General features: G+C 41.6%; 20 protein-coding genes and 1 riboswitch. Of the genes, 13 read left to right on the forward strand and 7 right to left on the reverse strand.

The genetic code is table 11. The annotated features are described in order from the left end of the window. Positions 1 to 151 precede the first annotated feature (151 nt). A complete protein-coding gene (gene bioA / locus M1F25_RS06955) occupies positions 152 to 1,420 on the reverse strand; it encodes an adenosylmethionine--8-amino-7-oxononanoate transaminase (RefSeq protein WP_181489512.1) in 1,269 nt (422 codons plus the stop codon). Between the two features lie 93 nt (positions 1,421 to 1,513). Here bioA and bioB point away from each other — a divergent pair, with 93 nt between their 5' ends. The 5 genes from bioB (at position 1,514) to uvrB (ending at position 7,787) form a co-directional block, all read left to right on the forward strand. Then, a complete protein-coding gene (gene bioB / locus M1F25_RS06960) occupies positions 1,514 to 2,551 on the forward strand; it encodes a biotin synthase BioB (RefSeq protein ID WP_180312068.1) in 1,038 nt (345 codons plus the stop codon). Beyond that, positions 2,551 to 3,708, forward strand: a complete 1,158-nt coding sequence (gene bioF / locus M1F25_RS06965; RefSeq protein WP_164565416.1) for an 8-amino-7-oxononanoate synthase — start codon at positions 2,551 to 2,553, stop codon at positions 3,706 to 3,708. The genes bioB and bioF overlap by 1 nt, the downstream gene beginning before the upstream one ends. Continuing rightward, complete coding sequence (gene bioC / locus M1F25_RS06970; RefSeq protein WP_094962421.1) at positions 3,686 to 4,471, forward strand: malonyl-ACP O-methyltransferase BioC; 786 nt, start codon at positions 3,686 to 3,688, stop codon at positions 4,469 to 4,471. Before bioF ends, bioC begins: the two co-directional genes overlap by 23 nt. Further along, a complete protein-coding gene (bioD, locus tag M1F25_RS06975; RefSeq protein WP_181489513.1) occupies positions 4,464 to 5,141 on the forward strand; it encodes a dethiobiotin synthase in 678 nt (225 codons plus the stop codon). The genes bioC and bioD overlap by 8 nt, the downstream gene beginning before the upstream one ends. A 627-nt stretch (positions 5,142 to 5,768) precedes the next feature. Beyond that, entirely contained in the window at positions 5,769 to 7,787 is a 2,019-nt protein-coding gene (gene uvrB / locus M1F25_RS06980) for an excinuclease ABC subunit UvrB (RefSeq protein WP_004256681.1), read from the forward strand. Positions 7,788 to 8,008: 221 nt separating this feature from the next. Here the strand turns inward: uvrB and M1F25_RS06985 are convergent, their stop codons facing one another. Beyond that, positions 8,009 to 8,917, reverse strand: a complete 909-nt coding sequence (locus M1F25_RS06985) for a gluconeogenesis factor YvcK family protein (RefSeq protein ID WP_094962422.1) — start codon at positions 8,915 to 8,917, stop codon at positions 8,009 to 8,011. Between the two features lie 657 nt (positions 8,918 to 9,574). Further along, positions 9,575 to 9,714, forward strand: a riboswitch (molybdenum cofactor riboswitch). Here M1F25_RS06985 and moaA point away from each other — a divergent pair. The 5 genes from moaA (at position 9,704) to M1F25_RS07010 (ending at position 12,725) form a co-directional block, all read left to right on the forward strand. After that, positions 9,704 to 10,684: a GTP 3',8-cyclase MoaA gene (gene moaA, locus M1F25_RS06990; RefSeq protein ID WP_102138365.1), complete on the forward strand. Its 981-nt coding sequence runs from the start codon at positions 9,704 to 9,706 to the stop codon at positions 10,682 to 10,684. Its footprint overlaps the riboswitch before it by 11 nt. 24 nt (positions 10,685 to 10,708) lie before the next feature. Beyond that, a complete protein-coding gene (gene moaC, locus M1F25_RS06995; RefSeq protein ID WP_094962424.1) occupies positions 10,709 to 11,185 on the forward strand; it encodes a cyclic pyranopterin monophosphate synthase MoaC in 477 nt (158 codons plus the stop codon). Further along, complete coding sequence (gene moaD / locus M1F25_RS07000) at positions 11,185 to 11,430, forward strand: molybdopterin synthase sulfur carrier subunit (RefSeq protein WP_181489514.1); 246 nt, start codon at positions 11,185 to 11,187, stop codon at positions 11,428 to 11,430. Before moaC ends, moaD begins: the two co-directional genes overlap by 1 nt. A gap of 1 nt (position 11,431) precedes the next feature. After that, positions 11,432 to 11,884 carry a molybdopterin synthase catalytic subunit MoaE gene (gene moaE, locus M1F25_RS07005; protein ID WP_004256668.1) on the forward strand — a complete coding sequence of 151 codons (453 nt, stop codon included), beginning with the start codon at positions 11,432 to 11,434 and terminating at the stop codon, positions 11,882 to 11,884. A 133-nt stretch (positions 11,885 to 12,017) separates the two neighbouring features. Continuing rightward, positions 12,018 to 12,725, forward strand: coding sequence for a Bax inhibitor-1/YccA family protein (locus tag M1F25_RS07010; RefSeq protein ID WP_004256664.1), 708 nt, complete (start codon positions 12,018 to 12,020; stop codon positions 12,723 to 12,725). Positions 12,726 to 12,936: 211 nt separating this feature from the next. Here the strand turns inward: M1F25_RS07010 and M1F25_RS07015 are convergent, their stop codons facing one another. The 5 genes from M1F25_RS07015 to cecR form a co-directional block, all read right to left on the reverse strand. Next, on the reverse strand, positions 12,937 to 14,043 hold the full coding sequence (locus M1F25_RS07015; RefSeq protein ID WP_181489515.1) for an ABC transporter permease: 1,107 nt from the start codon (positions 14,041 to 14,043) through the stop codon (positions 12,937 to 12,939). A 9-nt stretch (positions 14,044 to 14,052) separates the two neighbouring features. Continuing rightward, the gene (locus M1F25_RS07020; protein WP_181489516.1) at positions 14,053 to 15,192 is read right to left on the reverse strand and encodes an ABC transporter permease; all 1,140 of its coding nucleotides are present in this window, start codon (positions 15,190 to 15,192) and stop codon (positions 14,053 to 14,055) included. Then, positions 15,189 to 16,928, reverse strand: coding sequence for an ATP-binding cassette domain-containing protein (locus M1F25_RS07025; protein ID WP_181489517.1), 1,740 nt, complete (start codon positions 16,926 to 16,928; stop codon positions 15,189 to 15,191). The genes M1F25_RS07020 and M1F25_RS07025 overlap by 4 nt, the downstream gene beginning before the upstream one ends. Before the next feature lie 9 nt (positions 16,929 to 16,937). Then, a complete protein-coding gene (hlyD, locus tag M1F25_RS07030; protein ID WP_181489518.1) occupies positions 16,938 to 17,933 on the reverse strand; it encodes a secretion protein HlyD in 996 nt (331 codons plus the stop codon). Between the two features lie 153 nt (positions 17,934 to 18,086). After that, the gene (gene cecR, locus M1F25_RS07035; protein WP_181489519.1) at positions 18,087 to 18,785 is read right to left on the reverse strand and encodes a transcriptional regulator CecR; all 699 of its coding nucleotides are present in this window, start codon (positions 18,783 to 18,785) and stop codon (positions 18,087 to 18,089) included. A gap of 285 nt (positions 18,786 to 19,070) precedes the next feature. On the opposite strand from cecR, the gene rhlE reads away from it, so the two are divergent. The 3 genes from rhlE to M1F25_RS07050 all read left to right on the forward strand — a co-directional run bounded on the left by rhlE (position 19,071) and on the right by M1F25_RS07050 (position 21,917). Beyond that, positions 19,071 to 20,399 (forward strand): ATP-dependent RNA helicase RhlE, encoded by a 1,329-nt coding sequence (rhlE, locus tag M1F25_RS07040; protein WP_181489520.1) that lies wholly within the window; start codon positions 19,071 to 19,073, stop codon positions 20,397 to 20,399. A 168-nt stretch (positions 20,400 to 20,567) separates the two neighbouring features. After that, the gene (gene dusC / locus M1F25_RS07045; RefSeq protein ID WP_181489521.1) at positions 20,568 to 21,509 is read left to right on the forward strand and encodes a tRNA dihydrouridine(16) synthase DusC; all 942 of its coding nucleotides are present in this window, start codon (positions 20,568 to 20,570) and stop codon (positions 21,507 to 21,509) included. Between the two features lie 159 nt (positions 21,510 to 21,668). Continuing rightward, positions 21,669 to 21,917 carry a GlsB/YeaQ/YmgE family stress response membrane protein gene (locus M1F25_RS07050; protein ID WP_004256598.1) on the forward strand — a complete coding sequence of 83 codons (249 nt, stop codon included), beginning with the start codon at positions 21,669 to 21,671 and terminating at the stop codon, positions 21,915 to 21,917. Positions 21,918 to 21,972: the final 55 nt, after the last annotated feature.

Here is a 21,972-nt window from a genome sequence, read left to right on the forward strand (position 1 = left end):
TTGGCTACGTTTACTAACCCTAGTCACATACTTGTGTATGCTCCTAGGGCTTAGTTTCACTTGCCGCCTTGTTACAGCTCAAATGATTTATGAAATACTCTAGATTAAAAATTCAGTAACAATCACTTCGATTATCATTGCATTTATTGTGCTATCCCAACACTTTTGCCATTGCATTTGTTACTTTACTGAGTTGCTCGGGGGTGATGATATACGGTGGCATAACATAAATAAGTTTGCCGAATGGGCGAACCCAAACACCATTTTCCACGAATACTTTTTGTAAAGCGGCTGTATTGACTGGCTGCTTCATTTCAATCACGCCAATTGCACCAAGAACACGTACATCTGCAACACTAGGGTGGGATATTAAAGGCATCAGTTCAGCCTTAAGTTGTTGTTCGATAGTGGCAATTATTTTCTGCCAAGGACTATTGAGTAACAAACTCAGGCTGGCATCCGCCACCGCACAGGCAAGAGGGTTACCCATAAAGGTTGGTCCATGCATAAAGCAACCTGCTTCACCATTGCTAATGGTTTCTGCCACATGGCGAGTTGTGAGAGTGGCAGAAAGTGTCATATAGCCCCCAGTTAGTGCTTTACCTAAACACATAATATCGGGTGATATATCAGCATGATGGCAAGCAAACAATTTACCCGTACGACCAAAACCAGTCGCAATTTCATCAGCGATCAACAGTAGACCATATTGATCACACAAATGGCGGACTCCCTTTAAATATTCAGGGTGATAGATACGCATTCCACCAGCCCCTTGAACGATCGGTTCAAGGATGATCGCCGCAATTTTGTCGCTATTTTCGGCAAGTTGAACTTCAAGAGGATGCAAATCGGCGCTGTCCCATTCGTCGTAAAAACCGCATTGAGGGGCTTCCACAAAAATATGTGGAGGTAAATACCCCTTATACAGGCCATGCATTGAATTATCTGGGTCACAAACGGCCATCGCACCGAAGGTATCACCATGATATCCATGACGTAATGTGAGGATCCGTTGACGCTTTTCCCCTTTGGCTTGCCAATATTGCAATGCCATTTTCAGAGCAACTTCAACCGCCACTGACCCGGAATCGGCAAGAAAGACACATTCGAGTGGCTCTGGTGTGATGGCAACCAACTGTTTACATAGATTCACTGCGGGTGGGTGCGTAATCCCGCCAAACATCACATGGGACATTTTCGCTAATTGCGTTATTACCGCTTGGTTTAATACAGGGTGATTGTAACCATGAATGGCTGCCCACCATGAAGACATACCATCAATTAATTTTACTCCATCGGCCATGACTAGCTCGGCTCCATGGGCTTCAATAATCGGATAAGCCGGAATTGGCTGGCTCATCGAGGTATAAGGGTGCCAAATATGTTTGGCATCAAACTGAATATCTACGTTATCCATTTGCTATCATCGTCAACTTTTTTAGATCATTTTAGTTGACATGATAATCGCAATATTTAAACTGGCAACAACTTTTTCAACTGGAGAGTTTCCGTGAGCCAATTAAAACAGTGGACAATAAAACAAGCTAATGAACTGTTTTCAATGCCTTTTTTTGAATTATTATTTCAGGCACAGCAAATTCATCGCCAACATTTCGACCCCCAGCAAGTGCAAGTCAGTACTTTGCTATCGATTAAAACTGGGGCTTGCCCAGAAGATTGTAAGTATTGTGCGCAAAGCGCGCGCTATAAAACAGGACTAGAAACTGAAAAACTAATGGAAGTTCAGCAAGTTCTGGAGTCTGCGAAAAAAGCTAAGCAAGCAGGTTCAACGCGTTTTTGTATGGGCGCGGCATGGCGGAATCCGAAAGAACGCGATATGCCTTATCTTGAAATGATGGTAAAAGAAGTGAAGTTATTAGGGATGGAAACCTGTATGACTTTAGGGATGATTGATAATTCTCAAGCTCAACGCTTAGCAGAAGCCGGGTTAGATTATTATAATCATAACCTTGATACCTCTCCTGAATACTATGGCAATATTATTACGACTCGCAGTTATCAAGACCGCTTAAATACACTCGAAAATGTCCGAGACGCAGGGATCAAAGTCTGCTCTGGTGGGATTTTAGGCTTAGGCGAAAAAGTCAGTGACCGAGCGGCCTTATTGGTGCAACTGGCAAATTTACCTAAACCGCCAGAAAGTGTGCCGATCAACATGTTGATGAAGGTTGAAGGAACCCCGATGGCAGATAACGAAGATGTCGATGCGTTTGATTTTATTCGTACTATTGCCGTTGCACGTATCATGATGCCAACGTCATACGTTAGGCTGTCGGCAGGCCGTGAATACATGAATGAGCAAACTCAGGCATTATGTTTTATGGCTGGTGCGAACTCAGTATTCTATGGGTGTAAATTATTAACGACGCCAAATCCTGATGAAAACAAAGATTTAGCACTATTTAGAAAACTGGATATTAACCCTGAGCGAATTGAAACTGACGAAGGGGATAACCATCAAGCCGCTAAGTTAGCCGAAACGTTGTTAACCGCCGATAACCCTCAATTTTATAACGCAGCAGTATAATGACTTGGCAATCATTTATACAAAACCAGATAGAGCAGCGTAAGCAGGCTTCTATCTGGCGTCAACGGCAGTGTATTGATAGTGCCAATGGTCGTTCGCTTTTTCTGGCTGGAAAAGAATTTCTTAATTTCTCATCCAATGATTATTTGGGATTAGCCCATCATCCTCAAGTGGTTGCCGCGTGGCAACGTGGGGCTGATGAATATGGTGTGGGTAGTGGAGGATCGGGCCATATTACAGGGTTCACCAAAGCACATGATAAATTAGAGCAAGCTCTCGCTGATTGGCTCGGCTACCCAAAAGCTTTATTGTTTATTTCAGGTTTTGCCGCGAACCATGCGGTGATCACGGCATTAATGACGGCAAATGATCGTATTTTAGCGGATAAACTTAGCCATGCATCAATAATGGAGGCCTCGATTCATTCAGGGGCTCAATTGAGGCGCTTTAAGCATAATAACCCTCTATCACTTGATAACTTAATCCAAAAACCGGTTTCGGGAAAAACGCTTGTCGTCACAGAAGGCGTTTTTAGTATGGATGGCGATAGTGCTCCACTTCAACAATTGCAGGAAATCGCTAGAAATCAGCATGCTTGGCTGATGGTTGATGATGCACACGGTATTGGCGTTATCGGAGAACAAGGCCGTGGTAGTTGCTTCGCGAATGGGGTTAAACCTGAAATTTTAGTCGTGACATTTGGTAAAGCGTTTGGTTTAAGTGGTGCATCGGTATTGTGTGATGAGCCAACGGCTGAATTTTTTGTCCAATCCGCACGCCATTTAATTTATAGCACTTCAATGCCTCCGGCTCAGGCTGTCGCGCTTCTAGCGGCAGTTGAGCAAATTCAGCTCGCAGATCAAGCACGAGAAGACCTTAACCAACATATTGCGTATTTTAGAAATAATGCTGATTTTAATGGCATGCAGCTGGCTAATTCAATGACGGCTATTCAACCATTAATTATCGGGGAAAACCAAGCTAGCCAACAGTTAGCCAATTTCTTACGCAAAAAAAATATTTGGGTGCAAGCGATCAGGCCGCCAACGGTTCCGCCTGGGAGTGCTAGGTTACGAGTCACATTAAGCGCTGCGCATCAACGTCAAGATATCGATCAATTATTGGAGGCTTTACATGACTTTATCGCTCAGTCGTGAAAAGCATAAAATTGCAGCGGCATTTGGCCGTGCGGCTAAAAGTTATGACTCAGTGGCAAGTTATCAACGATCAACAGGAACACAACTGCTTGGTCAACTGACTTCAGTCTTAAACAGTTCAGAACTCACAGTACCATTACATATTTTAGATGCAGGGTGCGGTACGGGGTATTTTAGCCATAAACTGAAAAATCAAGGATATCACATCACGGCTTTAGATCTTTCTGCTGGTATGCTCGAAATGGCGCAAACGAAAGCTGTGGCTGATCATTATTTATGTGCTGACATAGAATCCATTCCGTTAGATTCACAAACCTTTGATGTGGTTTTTTCCAATTTATCGGTCCAATGGTGCCAAGATCTCAGCAAAGCATTAAGTGAATTATATCGAGTGACAAAACCGGGGGGAGTTGTGGTGTTCACCACACTTGCAGAGCATTCTCTCGCAGAATTGTCTTCAGCTTGGCATTCACTTGACGGCTATTCACATGTGAATTCCTTTCTCAGTGTTCAGCAGATACAAAATAGTTGTCAGTCATGGAGACATAAACTTATTTTTCAGAAGGATACCGTCTATTTTCCTGAATTAATAGCGTTGCTTCATTCATTGAAAGGCATTGGGGCGACACATTTGACTGCTGGGCGTAAAGCAGGGTTAATGACCCGCCAGCATTTGCAGCAACTTGCTTTGCTCTATCCAATGACAGAGCAAGGCTTACCTCTAACTTATCATACGGTGTTTGGAGCGATTTACCGTGACTAAAATGTATTTTGTAACAGGAACGGATACAGAAGTAGGGAAAACCGTTGTAAGTTGTGCTTTATTGCAAGCTGCGGGTTATCAAGGTTTGAATACGGTGGGCTATAAGCCTGTCGCATCTGGGAGTGAGCTCACGGCGGATGGCCTACGTAATAGCGATGCGTTGTTATTACAAGCCAATAGCCGAGTAAAATTACCCTATGAGGCGATTAATCCTATTGTATTTGAAGCGCCAACTTCACCGCAAATTATCAGTGAGAAATTAAATCAACCCATTGAATTTTCAGTGATAAATAAAGGGTTGGCTTATTTGAAGTCCCAAGCGGATTGGTTATTAGTCGAGGGGGCTGGTGGATGGTATACCCCGTTATCTGTAGAAAAAACTTATGCAGATTGGGTGATTGAACAGCAACTCCCCGTTATTTTAGTTGTTGGTGTTAAGTTAGGCTGTATAAACCATGCATTGTTAACCATGGAATCTATCGAAGCTGCAGGTTTACCCGTAGCCGGCTGGGTTGCCAATGAAGTTGAACCCGCAGGTATTTTCCAAGAGCAATATTTGTCAACACTTAACCGAATGATCAAAGCACCTTGTTTAGGGGTGATCCCACACCAAAAAACACTCAACGGTAAATTAGGAAGCTATTTGGATCTTTCTTTATTAACTATTTGATTATATAAAAATATCAATACTTTTCCCCAAGCCACACTCAATGCTTGGGGCTGATCAATTGTTAAATAGGGAGCCGATCTTTTTTAACGTTCTCAACTAAAATACTGTCAAGTATTTCAGTAAAAATACCACTCAGATCTTAATAAAAAATATAAAATCTGTTTTTCATAGCAGTTACTACTTAAAAATTTTTTCATTAAACTGCCATCTTTTTGTCATTTTGCCTCCATCGAGCAAATCTTAGAGATCCTGTGAATCCATGAGCTCTAAGGGCTTCAAGAGTTATCCACCATTTCTGTGGATAACCTTGTGTATTAACGTTATAAAACAAGTTCTACGCTAGGTGACAAGCGGCTTTGGGTTTATTTGATGTGATTCTGGACTTTAAATTAATCTATAATAAATACAAATGGTTAAATAAAATCAAGCCTTCAATTTGTATTTGAGGTATGGCATAAAAATGCAATAGCATAAAATATAAAGTTTCAAAAAGGTCAAGTACTTTTTTGGGGATAACATTTTTATAAACATATCAGAGCGGAGATTAACAGAAAATTTAGCTTCAATACTTGAAGCTGGTTTTTTATCCAGTATCATATTGGAAGAAACTTGTTAAGGGGCGTTAATATGAGTAAGGATTTTAAGCTGTATTCTGATTTTCAGCCGGGAGGGGACCAACCCGAAGCTATCCATAAATTAAGGGAAGGGCTACAAGATGGACTTGCTCATCAAACTCTATTAGGCGTAACGGGGTCCGGTAAAACGTTCACTATTGCCAACGTCATTGCGCAAGAGAACCGGCCAACCATGCTAATGGCGCATAATAAAACCTTAGCGGCACAGCTTTATAGTGAAATGAAAGCCTTCTTCCCAGATAACGCCGTGGAATATTTCGTTTCTTACTATGACTATTATCAGCCTGAAGCTTACGTCCCAAGCTCAGATACTTTCATTGAAAAAGACGCCTCTGTAAACGAACATATTGAGCAAATGCGTCTATCTGCGACTAAGGCCTTACTCGAACGCCGCGATGTAATTGTGGTGGCTTCTGTGTCAGCTATTTATGGTTTGGGTGACCCTGACAGCTATTTAAAAATGATGTTGCACCTAACGGATGGCATGATCATCGACCAGCGCTCAATTTTAAGGCGTTTAGCGGACTTACAATATACGCGTAATGACCAAGCCTTCACGCGAGGGACTTTCCGTGTTCGCGGCGAAGTTATCGATATTTTCCCAGCGGAATCAGACGAATATGCCTTACGCGTTGAGCTATTTGATGACGAAGTTGAACGGTTATCATTATTTGACCCATTGACAGGTCAAATACAACATCGTGTTCCTCGCTTTACCGTTTATCCAAAAACGCACTATGTCACACCGAGAGAACGTATCCTTGAAGCAATGGAACAAATTAAGGTTGAATTAGCGGATAGGCGAAAAGTATTACTGGAAAACAATAAACTACTTGAAGAACAGCGTATTACCCAACGAACACAATTCGACTTAGAAATGATGAATGAGCTCGGTTATTGTTCAGGTATCGAAAACTATTCGCGCTACTTATCGGGTCGTGCGCCCGGTGAACCACCTCCGACATTATTCGATTACTTGCCTGCAGATGGCTTGCTAGTGGTAGATGAGTCTCACGTTACCATCCCACAAATAGGCGCGATGTACAAAGGGGACCGCTCAAGAAAAGAGACCTTAGTTGAATATGGTTTTCGTCTTCCTTCTGCATTAGATAACCGGCCAATGCGTTTTGAAGAATTCGAAGCTTTAGCGCCGCAAACTATTTATGTTTCAGCAACACCGGGTAACTATGAGCTTGATAAATCAGGCAATGAGGTGATTGAGCAAGTTGTTAGGCCTACAGGCCTACTTGACCCGATAATTGAAGTTCGCCCAGTTTCTACCCAAGTAGATGATTTACTGTCTGAAATTCGTATACGTGTGCAGAAAAATGAACGTGTGTTAGTCACCACATTAACTAAACGTATGGCCGAGGATTTAACGGAATATCTCGAAGAACACGGGGAGCGAGTTCGTTATCTTCACTCAGATATCGATACAGTCGAGCGCGTGGAAATTATTCGCGACTTACGGCTTGGTGAGTTTGATGTGCTGGTTGGGATCAACTTATTAAGAGAAGGCTTGGATATGCCAGAGGTATCTCTGGTGGCTATTTTAGACGCGGACAAAGAAGGTTTCTTGCGTTCGGAACGTTCGCTTATTCAAACCATAGGGCGTGCGGCTCGTAACTTAAATGGTAAGGCAATCCTCTATGGAGACAGGATCACCAACTCCATGCAAAAAGCGATTGCAGAAACAGAGCGTCGCCGTGCTAAACAAATGGCGTTCAACGAAGAACATGGCATTGTTCCACAAGGGTTGAATAAGAAAATCGGTGATATTCTGCAAATTGGTCACAAAGTGGGTGGCAAAGGAAAAAGCCGCACGAAAGACAATACCAAAAATAATAATTCGGTTGATATTCAATCAATGTCAACAAAAGAATTGGAGCAACGGATTTCGCAACTTGAAGCGCAAATGTATAAACATGCTCAAGATCTTGAATTTGAAGCGGCTGCGCGAGTCAGAGACGAATTGCAGGAGATACGCTCCCAGTTTATCGCTAATTCCTAATTTTCATCATTTTCTTCATACTTCGCGTTGTGGGGGGGTTGGCTTCGTTCAGTCACTCGGGTCACATATTTATGTATGCTCCCCGAGCTGCCTTCACTTGCCGCCTACCCACAACGCAAAGTATTTTGAAAATAGATTTTGTGGAAATACGGGAAACAAAGGGCTAATTTTAGGGAAGGTTTTCCGCTGCGGGTATTTAGCAGCGGAATGGCGGTTGGGGATTATAACAAGTTGATGGTTTCTTCGATGGCTTGCAGTAACAGCTTTCTATCATGGCGATACGGAATATCGTCAGCTTCGAGTACCCGTTGGATTATTTTGCGGTCAGGGCTGATATTATTGGTTTGTGTGCGTGGGCCAAGGATTAACGCATCAATTTTTTGGCAGCCAATATACTGTTCCATCATTTTTAGTTTGTCAGGTAAAGACAGGTTTGCAGCAGGGGAGCTAATTTCTTTCGCTAAATTGCCAATATAAATCATCGGGGCTTTACATTCGCGTAGTGCAGCCGCAATTTCATCCAAAAGTAATAATGGCATTAAACTAGTAAAAAAACTGCCAGGGCCGATAATAATTAAGTCTGCTTGGTGGATAGCCTGCAAGGCTTCTTTAGTTGCCTTGACTGTTGGATACAAACGTAACTCTTGTGGGATTTCATGTAAGGCATCAACATTCACCTCACCGTACACTTCATTACCCATTTCATCGACAGCCATTAAATCAACAGGAGATTCCGACATCGGGATCAATTGCGCATCGACTTTTAGCATATTACGGATAAGATTTATGGCTTCTAGTGGGCGCACACTTAAGTGATCTAATGATTTTAACATTAAATTACCTAAATTATGGCCTGAAAGCTCACCATTTCCGCTAAAACGGTATTCAAACATCGCTGAAGCAATGGACGGCTCAGTAATTAGCTGATTTAAACAGTTACGCATGTCTCCCCAAGCTATCCCACCTTCAGAGCGACGAATACGACCAGTCGAGCCCCCATTATCGGTTGTGGTGACAATACCCGTTAAACGAGAACCTAAAGAAGAAAGTGAAGACATCACGCGACCAAGCCCATGGCCGCCACCTAAAGCGACAACATGTTTGAGATCCGCCAGACTACAATTCGGCATAGTGTTCCTATATCAGTTAATTTTCAGTACTTATAAAAGCAAGTAAACCAGCGAGTTACGAAATACGTTTTTTACGCTAATGCCCGTTTTATGGCGACTAAAATAAATTGGGCGTTAATCTACCATAAAACATCATTCTTGGCTTAAGTACCGTGACAAAAAACAATAAAAGAGACGATTCTGTATTGGTGTGTACTTCCAAGGTATCCTCATCTGTCGCCTAATCACAACTAACAACGCAAATTATTTAGCGTTTTGATTAATGAATTCTGTGCTTCACTATTTATTTTTAATTGATATGCCAATTATTCAATTTGAAATATCGGTTTTGATAAGCGTTAAGTGCTGATATTTATAACGTAAACAATCAGATGGGGAGCTTGCTCCCCATTTTAGATCTATATCAATAAATGTTTAATTAAATAGTTAGAGATGTTAATCAATTAGTATGAAATTATACGGTTTGAGACCACTCAAAATGGAAAATTGTCATTGATAATAATAGCTTCGGTGATTCAACTATGTCTTTTGTAAGTCGTTGTATATAATGGTATATATCGAATTGCAATTCGCTTTTTCAATTTCTATCGGCTAGAATCCTTACATAAATTAAGTGAACAGAGTGGCGTATTTTATAGTTTAAAATCAGTAACTCGGTTCCAAATAAAACTCCTAGCCTTTGCGTCTAAGTTTGAACGACTGAATATGATGCACTGGCCGTGGCCTAGAGCCACCAGGGTGCAAGATAGAAATGTCTGCATCTCCCGTACTTGGAAAGGTGTGATTATGCAGCAACTTGTCGATCAATTTGACCGAAAATTTTACTATCTTCGGCTTTCTATAACAGATGTTTGCAACTTTCGTTGCACATACTGCCTACCCGATGGCTACAAGCCAAGCGGTCGTCATGAATTCTTAACATTAGATGAAATTCGTCGTATCAGTACGGCATTCGCAGAATTAGGTACAGAAAAAGTGCGTATTACTGGCGGTGAGCCAACTATGCGCAAAGATTTCAGCGATATCATTGCTGCCATCAATGAAAATGAATCAATCAAAAAAATAGCCGTGACAACTAACGGCTATCGTATGGCGCGAGACGTACAAGAATGGAAAGCAGCAGGGTTGAACGCGATTAATGTGAGCGTTGACAGCTTAGATCCACGCCAATTTGCGGCCATTACAGGACAAGACAAATTCTTTCAGGTGATGAAAGGCATTGATGCCGCCTTTGAAGCAGGCTTCGAAAAAGTAAAAGTCAATGCCGTGCTCATGAAAAATGTCAATGATATTGCGTTGAAGTCATTCCTAAATTGGATCAAGCACCGACCAATTCAATTACGTTTTATTGAACTCATGGAAACCGGTGATGGTAGTGATATCTTCCAACGCTTTCATATTTCAGGCGAAACTATTCGCGAACGTTTAATCGAAGAAGGCTGGTATATGCTTCCTCGTTCTCGTAGTGATGGGCCTGCTCAAGTCTTTAGTCATCCAGATTACCAAGGCGAAATTGGGCTTATCATGCCTTACGAAAAAGATTTTTGCCAAAGTTGTAACCGCTTACGCGTTTCCTCACTAGGAAATCTCCATTTATGTTTATTTGGTGAAAATGGCATTCCACTTCGTGATTTATTGGGCGCAGATGACCAAAACGAGGCGTTAAAAGCTCGTATTCAACGGGGCTTACACCATAAACGAGAAACCCATTTTCTGCATATGGGCGATAGCGGAATTACACCAAATTTATCCGTAATCGGCGGTTAACTCTTTTTTATTTCAGGAGAAAATATGTCCCAACTGACTCACCTCAATGCGTCGGGCGAGGCGCATATGGTTGATGTTTCAGCCAAAGCTGAAACTGTCCGTGAAGCTCGCGCAGAAGCTTATGTCACCATGAACCCAGCAACCTTAACAATGATTGTCGATGGTAGCCATCATAAAGGGGATGTGTTCGCCACGGCACGTATTGCGGGTATCCAAGCGGCAAAAAACACTTGGCAGCTTATCCCATTATGCCACCCATTGTTGTTAACCAAAGTGGAAGTGACCTTGAAAGCGGAACCTGAACATAATCGTGTCCGTATTGAAACTTGTTGCCGGTTAACAGGGAAAACAGGGGTAGAAATGGAAGCGTTAACAGCCGCATCCGTTGCTGCGTTGACGATTTATGACATGTGTAAAGCCGTGCAAAAAGATATGGTGATTGGCCCTGTTCGTTTATTAGAGAAAACAGGCGGTAAGTCTGGACATTTTAAGGTGGAATAATGATCACAGTATTATTTTTTGCTCAGGTACGTGAGCTAGTTGGAACGGAACGTTTAGAACTCACAGACTCGTACCCAAAAGTTGAAGACTTACGCCAAGCACTTTCACAAAAAGGGGATCGCTGGGCGTTGGCACTTGAAGATGGCAAATTACTTGCCGCTGTTAATCAATCATTTGTTTCACTAGACCACCCTCTCTCTGAAGGGGATGAAGTGGCATTTTTCCCACCTGTCACTGGGGGGTAATATGGAAAATACCCATATTGCAGTACAAACTGAAAATTTTAGTGTTGGTGAGCAATATCAATGGCTTGCACAGTGTGATAGTGATGGCGCAGTGGTGACTTTTACAGGGAAAGTGCGTAACCATAATTTAGGTGACAGCGTTGCGGCATTAACACTCGAACACTACCCAGGAATGACTGAAAAAGCGTTAGCGAATATAGTCATAGAAGCAAAAGAGCGTTGGCCATTGCAGAGAGTTAGTGTGATCCACCGTATTGGTACCTTACAACCCGGCGAAGAGATTGTTTTTGTTGGGGTCACGAGTGCTCATCGTAATGCTGCATTTCAAGCGGCTGAATTTATTATGGATTACTTAAAGACCAAAGCACCATTTTGGAAAAAAGAAACCTTACCTGAAAATGAACGTTGGGTGGAAGCGAAAGAAACTGACGAGGCGTCTGCAAACCGCTGGTAATCGCATTTTTTCCGCTAAAAAATACGAATTTGCTGAATGGTATTGTCAAAAGAATGTGTTAGACTTTGGTTAATTTCTCCGATTGCAGTATTTTTACTGGGTCGATTTTTCTTTTAGCGAAAGGGTAACCATCATGGGTCAGTTTGATCAACGTAATGATTCTCTTGTCCAGGGTGCCAATACTGGCGTTCAGGCATTTATGTCGCAAGTATACGGCTGGATGACAGTCGGTCTGCTGTTGACAGCTTTTGTGGCATGGTATTCTGTTAGCAGTGGGTTGTACTACACCATTGCAACCAATAAAATTCTCTTTTTTGGAATGATTATTGCTGAACTTGGTTTAGTGATGGGCATTTCATTCCTGCTGCAAAAAATTAGTGGCATGGCAGCAACGGGCATGTTTATGCTCTATTCATTGCTCACAGGCTTAACGATTTCAGTTATTCTTGCCGCATATACTGGTGAGTCCGTTGCGGGCACATTTGTCATTACTGCGGTAATGTTTGGTGCATTAAGCTTCTACGGCTATACCACTAAACGTAGCTTAACAGGTATGGGTAACTTCCTGTTTATGGCGCTGATTGGTATTGTTGTCGCTTCTTTGGTTAACATCTGGCTGCAAAGCACCATGATGTATTGGGTGATCACTTACGGTGGTGTTTTACTGTTTGCTGCTTTAACTGCTTATGACACTCAAAAACTGAAAGAAATGGGTTCACAAATTGATGAAGATGACAGAGAAACAATGCGTAAATACTCTATTATGGGTGCGTTATCTCTGTATTTAGACTTCATTAACCTGTTCTTAATGTTGCTGCGTATCTTTGGTGACCGTCGCTAATTTGAGTGGCTTTCCTCATTACTCAGTGAAATGAGGGGATAGAAGTCGTTAAAATTGAAAACCCTTGTTACTTCGGTAACAAGGGTTTTTTGATCTAAATACTATCGTAAAATATGATTTGAATATTATTAACTTGTTTGTGATTCAAGGCGTTAATGATAGTTCCAATGCTTTTAATTGTATTTTCAAAGTGTAATATTATTTCTTTTGATCACGCTATTTTCTTCCTAAATAAGTAATAGGCCACTGAACTGGTGATTATCGCAATGATGAATAATGGCCATAAACTATGGAAGATAACTGAAAAATCAGCATTTTTTAGGTATATCTGTTTGGTGATTTCAGTGAAATGACGAATTGGGTTAATCCAAGTGATTTGTTGCAGCCAAATTGGCATGTTTTCGACTGGGGAAATATAACCTGATAGCAGCACTGCTGGCATCATAAATACAAATACCCCAATGAACGCTTGTTGCTGAGTTGAACACAGTGCTGAAATAAGTAAACCAAACCCCACCAAGGACAACCCATAGAATAACATGGTGGCATAAAAGAGGAGTAGGGAGCCAGCAAAAGGAATTTGATAGCAAAAGATCCCAATAACTAGGACCAAACTTGCCTGTGCAGTCGCTACTATCAATGCAGGCACCGCCTTACCAATAAATATTTGCCAAGTGGTAAGGGGAGAAACGAGCAATTGGTCCAGAGTGCCTTGTTCTCTTTCCCTCGCGATAGAAAGGGATGTCACAATCAGTACCCCGATCGTAGTTATCAAAGCTACTAATGAAGGCACAATAAACCATTTATAATCTAAATTGGGGTTGTACCAATTACGAACGATTAATTCACTGTTGTTCGGCAGAGTCTGTGATTGCGTTAGCTCATGTTGGTATTGAGTGACAATTTGTGCAATATAATTTGCTGCAATTTGCGCACTATTTGAATTACGTCCATCAAGGAGTAACAGCATATTAGCGTTATGGCGGCTTGCAATATCAGCACTAAAGTTTTGCCCAAAACGAACAACCAGCAGAGCCTTGCGGTTATCGAGTGTTTCACGAATTTCATGTTCATTCTTCAATAATAAAACTTGAGAAAATGCACTGGCTTTGGCGAGACGTTGAGTTAACTCGATAGAATGCTCACCACTGTCTTGGTCAAAAATTGCAATGGTGGTGTTAGTGACCTCAAGAGTGGCAGCCAGAGGAAATAAAATCATCTGAAATATCACGGGCAAAATTAAAATAACTCGTGTTTGTGGTTCTTGAAGTAATGATTGAAGCTCTTTCATAATTAAGGTGTATAGGCGATAAAACATAACGTCACCTCAATCCAAACGACGGCGAGTTTTTAGCGCCGTCAGTCCAATAAATAGTATTGCAGAAGCGATTAGTAGCAGGAAATCTATCAATAAAACAATATAGATATCACCCGCAAGAAAGAGAGTTTGTAAGCTACTGACAAAGTACCGGGCAGGGATAAAATAAGTCACAGCTTGAATAATGGCTGGCATACTATCAATTTCAAAAATAAACCCAGATAACATAATGGCAGGTAAGAAAGCGGCATTCAGAGCAACCATCGCTGCATTAAATTGGTTACGAGTAATTGTTGAAATCAATAACCCCATCCCTAGTGCGGTTGCTAAATAAAGGCTGGTAATGACAAATAAGACCAATAGAGAGCCACGATAAGGTACTCCTAAGACAAAAGTGGTGACAAACATGCATAACACCATCACAAAAGTACCAAGCACTTGGTAAGGCAATAATTTTGAAAGCAATAACTCAGTTTTAGTGATTTGGGTTGAAAGCAATGCTTCCATCGTGCCACGTTCCCATTCTCTTGCAATAACTAAAGAGGTCAAAATAGCACCAACTACGGTAATTATGATGCTAATTGCCCCTGGAATAATAAAATGCTGACTAATTGCCGCTTCATTAAACCAATAGCGCATATTGAGCTCAATTAGTGGGTCTGTTGGGTAGCCTTTATTTTCCCCTTGCTGCACCAGCCACGTTTGCCACACACCTTGGGTATAAGCTTGCACAAAGTTAGCCGTATTCGGTTCGCTGCCATCAGTAATGACTTGAATTGCGGCATGACCTTGTTTTTGCAGCAATTGGGCTGAAAAATTTACAGGAATGACGATAATGCCGCGAATTTCACCCGCTTGCATTTTATCGATTAATAAATGGCGGTTATTACTAATAGTCGCATCGATAAATGGAGAGCCTGTGAAGGTATCAACCAATTCACGAGCTTGCGAACTTTGTTGCTCAAGTAAAATACCAATACGTAATTTACTTGAGTCTAAATTGATACCATAACCAAAAATAAATAGTAACATCAATGGAATAAGCACAGCTATAAGAGCGCTGCTAGGATCCCGCACAATTTGTTTACTTTCTTTCCAGCATAGTGCTTTAAGCCTACGCCATGAAAAATGAGAAGCGGTGTGAGTCATTGTGCCTCCTGTTGCTTATCATAATTTATGATGAGCTCAATGAATGCATCTTCCATGGATGGGTCAGGGTTTTCAGCACTTGCAACTTGCTGTTTCAGTTCATCAGGGGTTCCTGCCGCAATGATTTTTCCATGGTAAACTAGCCCGATACGGTCGCAATACTCTGCCTCATCCATAAAGTGAGTCGTGACCATAACGGTAACGCCTTTATCAACCATTCCATTGATATGTAACCAAAATTCTCTACGAGTTAGTGGGTCAACGCCTGAGGTTGGCTCATCTAAAAATAAGATATCAGGCTCATGCATTAATGAGCAGGCGAGGGCTAAACGCTGCTTATACCCCAGAGGAAGGGATTCAGTTACCTGATTGATAATCGGTTTGAAATTAAAGGCCTCAACCATTTCTTGGATTTTTTGGGTTTGTTGTTGATGATGTAAACCATAAACACCCGAAAAAAATTTCAGGTTTTGCCCCACTTTTAGGTTACCGTATAGCGAGAACTTTTGTGCCATATAGCCAAGGTGCTGCCTGACTTTGTTTGAACTCGTTTTTAAATCCATTCCAAGAACGAGTGCTTGCCCATCTGTTGGCTTCATTAACGCACACATCATTTTAAAAGTTGTCGATTTTCCCGCACCATTTGGCCCCAATAAACCAAAAATTTCCCCGCGTTTAACTTGGAAATTTACGGTATCAGTTGCCGCAAATTGGCCAAATTTTTTGGTTAAATTACGTGCTTCTATGACGGTTTCTTCAGGATTAGGTGGAATTTGCGGTACGATAGCGGCTAATTCCGAACGATGAGATGGGCCCCCTCCTAATAAGTCAATAAACGCATCTTCAAAACGTGGCTGTGCTTCAATGAGTTTTCCATCTGCCATATTTAATGCGGTTAATAAATTTGTCTGTGACGCATTAGGCTTCAAAATTAAGCGAATATAGCGGCCTTGGATTACTCCATCGGTGGTTTCTGGTAATACGAGTGCGTTTTGTAATACAGTGCGTTTTTGTGTGGCTGGTACATCAAGTAAAAACGAGCGTCCCGCCATTTTTTCAGTTAATAACTCGGGTTTGCCTGCATAAAGCTGTTTGCCTTTATTTAATAGCAGCACATTTTTACATTGCTGAGCTTCATCTAAATAGGAAGTACTCCAAAGAATGAGCATTCCATCATCGGCAAGAGTATGAACCATTTGCCATAGTTCGCGTCGAGCGATGGGGTCAACACCAACACCGGGTTCGTCGAGTAAAAGAACCTTGGGTTTTCCTAATAATGTACAGGCTAACCCGAGTTTTTGCTTCATCCCCCCCGATAATTTACCGGCTAGCCTATTGGTAAAAGGGGCTAGGCTGGTGAATGAAAGCAGTTGCTGATAGGTTTTTTGGCGCTCTTCGCCGAGTACGCCACGCAAATCTGCGTACAAATTTAAATTTTCTTGTACGGTCAGGTCTTCATATAAACCAAATTTTTGGGGCATATAGCCAAGGCCAGCTCGCATAGCAATGCTGTCGTCGATAGGGTCGAGCCCCATCACGCTAATTTTCCCTGCATCTGGTTTTAATAGCCCTGCAATCATGCGCATTAAAGTTGTTTTTCCTGCACCATCAGGGCCGACAAGGCCTGTTACAGAGCCCCCATGAATATCGATTGTTAAGCTTTCAACGGCTGGAGTATCCAAGCCAACAAATGTTTTCTCGACATTGTATAGCCGGATACTGTAATCATCACTCATAGCAAACTCTTACTGTTTATTATCAGCAAATTGAATAGTCACAGGCATACCTTGGCGTAACGCATCATCTGCATCATTGACGACGATACGTAGTCGATAGACTAAATCGGTTCGTAAATCCGGTGTTTGTACGCTTTTAGGGGTAAATTCGGCGGTAGGGGAAACAAACCCGATGGTACCATGGTAAGGCTGATTTGGGCGGCTATCCGTATACAGCAAGACTTCTCTACCGGGAATGGCATCACCGAGGTGTGGTTCGCTAACATAAGCTCTGGCCCAAACAGGATTTGTTAAAGTGACGCTAAATACGGTATTACCTGCACCGATGATTGTGCCAGGTTCGATTGCTCGGGTTAAAATAGTCCCAGAGGAAGGTGCAGTTAAAACGGTGTCTTGTAAGTCGAGTTCAGCTTGAGCGACAGCTGCTTCAGCTTGTAACCATTCGCCTCGAGCGGCAGCTATTTCTTCTTGGCGAAAGCCGCTTTGGTATTGATTCAATTTATCTTGTGCCGCTTGAAGGGCGGCAAATGCTTGGTTTCGATTATTCTTCGCGTTATCTAAATCATTAGCTGAAATAACGCGGGAGGCAGCAAGCCCTTGCTGACGTTTATAGAAGTTATCGGCATATTGCCAAGCCGCTTGTTTTTGAGCCACTTCAGCTTCAACTTGTGCAACCTCTTGAGTACGGTAACCACTTTCTTTTAAAGCAAGTTGGGCTTTGGCGCTGTCACGTACTCCTTTGGCTTTATTTAACGCGTTAATGTAAGGAGCATCATCCAGTAGACCAAGTTGCTCGCCTGCAATAATTTTTGCACCTTCATCAACGCTTAGGGATTTGAGCTTACCTGACACTCGAAAACCAAGATTTACCGTTCGGACATCAACATTGCCGTAGAGTGTTAATGTTTTGTCTTGCTGTGATTGATAGTAGTAATAACCACCAATTGCAGCACCGATTAATATGAGAATAATGAAAACAACAACAGAACGGTTTTTATTGCTCATAGCTAACCTTACTTAAAGAATCAACGATATGAAAACAAATTTTGTTGTTAGAGGCCGCTGTTTTTAATGGAGAAATGTGGCACTAGCTGCAATAAAATCACCAGCCTCTAGTTATTATCAATGTGAATGAATCACTTTAATTATTTTATCATATCACTTTTCATATTGTTTGCGATGGCGTAAGCCTGCTAATAATATATTTGTATGTTCAATAAGAACTTGATTAATAATTTTAAATTCATTTTCATTGATATGTTTCCAACCCGTTTGGCGTAACAAAGTTTCTCGTGCAATACGAAATAAAAGTGTTTCGCCAAGGATTGCGTGTGTGTGGATTAGCGTTGTTAAATGATTGGGGTCAGCACCAATGTAAATCGCAATCAAGCGGTTTAGGCGCGAATGTATTGGGCCTAAAGCCTGTTCATGGATTACCGTATAGGCTTCGGTCGGGTTGAGTTGTTCACGTGCTAATATCCGAGAAAAACTTAAATTTTTCTTTTCCAACTGAAAATGATTATAGGCAATGACTGTTTTTTGTAGTAAATCAAGTGCATCATCAGTTACTTGTACTGACAAAGGTTGATTTAGAAAGTTGTCAATTGCTTGAAAAACATCATGGAAATCGTCCCGAATAGTTTTTGCGATAAGCTGAGCTACCGCTAAGTAAAGACCTTCTTTTGAGCCAAAATAATAAGAAATTGCGGCAATATTTTGCCCTGATGCCTGTGCGATCTTGCGTGTAGTAGCGCCATCAAGCCCTTGTTCTCCATATACATCAGCAGCAGTGAGAAGCAATTGCATTTTCGCATTTTCTCCTCGCAATGTTGACGATGAACCTGTATTCATAACCATTCCTTTAAAAATTCAGAATTAAATAACACCTAATTAGCTCTTAATGGATTTTCATTTTTATAAAAAGTAAAAAACGACATCTCATAGTACTATGTAAGTATATATACTATGTGAGTCAGATTTTATATTAATTTATTAACCAAACTAAATTAATATATTTATCATCTGTAAATAATGTTAGAATTTTACACAGTGTCGCACGGCAGTTTGCGCTTTTTCTTCTGACTCACTTCCCCCATAACTGCCACATTCAATTTGAAGCGGTGAAGCCCGGAGTAATTTAATTTGACTACTTTTTCAGACCTCGCGTTAAACGAGGAAATTTTGCTTGCCATTAATGAATTAGGTTATGAAAGCCCTACGCCTATTCAACAACAAGCTATCCCAGCCGTGCTCGCAGGAAACGACCTTTTAGCTAGCGCCCAAACTGGTACAGGTAAAACAGCGGGTTTTACATTGCCAATTTTACAGAAGCTTATTACAACTCCTCGAGCAGGAAAGGATCGCAAGCCTATTCGTGCGTTAATTTTGACGCCAACAAGGGAGCTTGCAGCGCAAGTTGCTGAAAATGTAAAAGAATATAGCCGCCACCTGCGTATTCGTTCTTTTGTCGTCTTTGGTGGGGTGAGTATTAACCCACAAATGATGAAGTTACGTGGCGGGGTTGATATCTTAATTGCAACTCCGGGGCGCTTATTAGATTTAGAACACCAAAATGCAGTAGATCTTTCCCAAGTCGAAGTTTTTGTTCTGGATGAAGCTGACCGTATGTTAGATATGGGGTTCATTCATGATATTCGTAGGGTGATTAATAAATTACCCAAGAAACGTCAAAACTTATTGTTCTCAGCGACGTTTTCTGACGAAATCAAACAACTGGCGAATAAATTACTCAATAACCCTGTAACTATTGAGGTTGCTCCGCGAAACTCAGCTTCTGAGCAAGTGACTCAGTATGTTCATCTGGTTGATAAAAAACGAAAAGCGGAATTACTTTCGTTTATGATTGGCCGTGAAAACTGGCAACAAGTCCTTGTTTTTACGCGTACAAAACATGGTGCAAACCGTCTCGCTGAGCATTTAAATAAAGATGGTGTCAAAGCTGCTGCTATCCATGGCAACAAGAGCCAAGGGGCTCGTACTCGTGCATTAGCTGATTTTAAATCTGGGGATATTCGTGTGTTAGTGGCAACGGATATCGCAGCCCGTGGCCTTGATATTGAACAGCTTCCTTATGTGGTGAACTTTGAGCTTCCTAATGTTGCAGAAGACTATGTTCACCGTATCGGTCGTACAGGCCGTGCAGAAGCAACTGGTATGGCAGTTTCCTTAGTATGTATCGATGAGGCTAAGTTACTCAAGGATATCGAAAAATTATTGAAAAAATCGATTCCATTGATGGCGATAGAAGGTTATGAGCCCGACCCCTCCATAAAGGCGGAGCCTATTCAAAAAACACCACAACGCAATGAACGTCGTTCAGGTGATAGAAACCAAGGTAAACCACCACGTCGCAGCAATTCGCCATCGTCAAAGCCTAGTTCAGGGAAGGGGGAAAATTCCCCATGGAAAAACGCCCAGAAAAAAGTCAAACAAGGGCGAAGTGACAGCTAATATTCCATAAAGCTTGTAGCTCTTTTTAATGTTAATGGCATTAACTAGAGCTACTTGTTAAACTATTTCAAGCCTGTAACTGGTCACCCCCATCTTAGAATTTTCCTGCTCATCTATTCAATAAACGGTATGATAAGCAGGTGTTATTACGTTTTTTGCGAGCCATTTATGCGCGTTTTATTAGCTCCTATGGAAGGAGTTTTAGACCCTTTAGTACGTTGTCTATTAAGCGAAGTTAATGACTATGACCTGTGCATAACAGAGTTTGTTCGCGTGGTTGATACCCTTTTACCAGCAAAAACTTTTTACCGTTTATGTCCTGAACTAAAACATGGCAGTCGTACCCCTTCAGGGACATTAGTTCGCGTGCAGTTATTAGGGCAACACCCTAAGTGGTTGGCAGAGAACGCAAACCGAGCGGTCGAGTTAGGATCTTGGGGGGTTGATTTAAATTGCGGGTGCCCATCAAAAACAGTTAATGGCCACGGTGGAGGTGCGACGTTATTGAAGCAACCTGATTTGATTTATCAAGCTGCGAAATCAATGCGTGAAGCAGTTCCAAAAGAATTACCTATTTCTGTTAAGGTTCGTTTGGGGTGGGATAGCGCTGAATTTGCTTATGAAATTGCAGATGCGGTTCAACAGGCGGGGGCAACAGAACTTACTGTCCATGGTAGAACCAAAGAAGACGGTTATAAAGCAGAGAGTATTAATTGGTCTGCCATTGGAGAGATTCGCCGTAAATTATCGATCCCTGTGATTGCTAATGGAGAAATATGGGATTATGCAAGTGCACAGCGCTGCCTTGAAATCACAGGTTGTGATGCTGTGATGATTGGCCGTGGGGCACTAAATACCCCAAACCTTAGCCGGGTAGTCAAATTTAATGAATCTAAAATGCCTTGGGAGCAAGTTGGTAGATTGTTATTAAAGTATACAGAACTTGAAAAACAAGGGGATACAGGCCATTACCATGCTGCTCGAATTAAGCAATGGCTAGGCTATTTACGTAAAGAATATCATCAAGCAGATGAACTGTTTTCTCAGGTTCGATCGTTAAAAAATGCTCAACAGATTGCGCAAGTGATAACTGAAATTGTGAGCAATTAATTATGAATAATATTGATTGGCAAAATTTTATAGTTGCGAAATTAACTTATAGGGTCTTTACTTAATTGGTAGGAGAGCGATTTAACTTACTTAAAGCTCTACTATTATATGAGAACATTTTGACATTATAGTGAAATTACCTAGTCTGGGAGGCGTAAGATGGGTGTAATTGCTTGGATTATTTTTGGTCTAATTGCAGGTGTTTTAGCTAAGTGGCTGATGCCAGGTACTTATCACATGGGGTTCATTATGACCACCGTGCTGGGGATTGTTGGTGCTGTTGTGGGTGGTTACATCAGTACTTTCTTTGGTAAAGGAAAAGTTGATGGTTTCAACTTTGGGAGTTTTGTTGTCGCGGTTATCGGTGCGATTGTCGTACTGTTTTTAGCCGGGATATTTGCCAAATAACCATTTCCTCTACTTGGTAAATCTTCATTCTATAAGCCACTTAAATATCAAGTGG

It is taken from the genome of Providencia sp. PROV109 (assembly GCF_033681625.1).
Lineage (GTDB): Bacteria > Pseudomonadota > Gammaproteobacteria > Enterobacterales > Enterobacteriaceae > Providencia > Providencia hangzhouensis.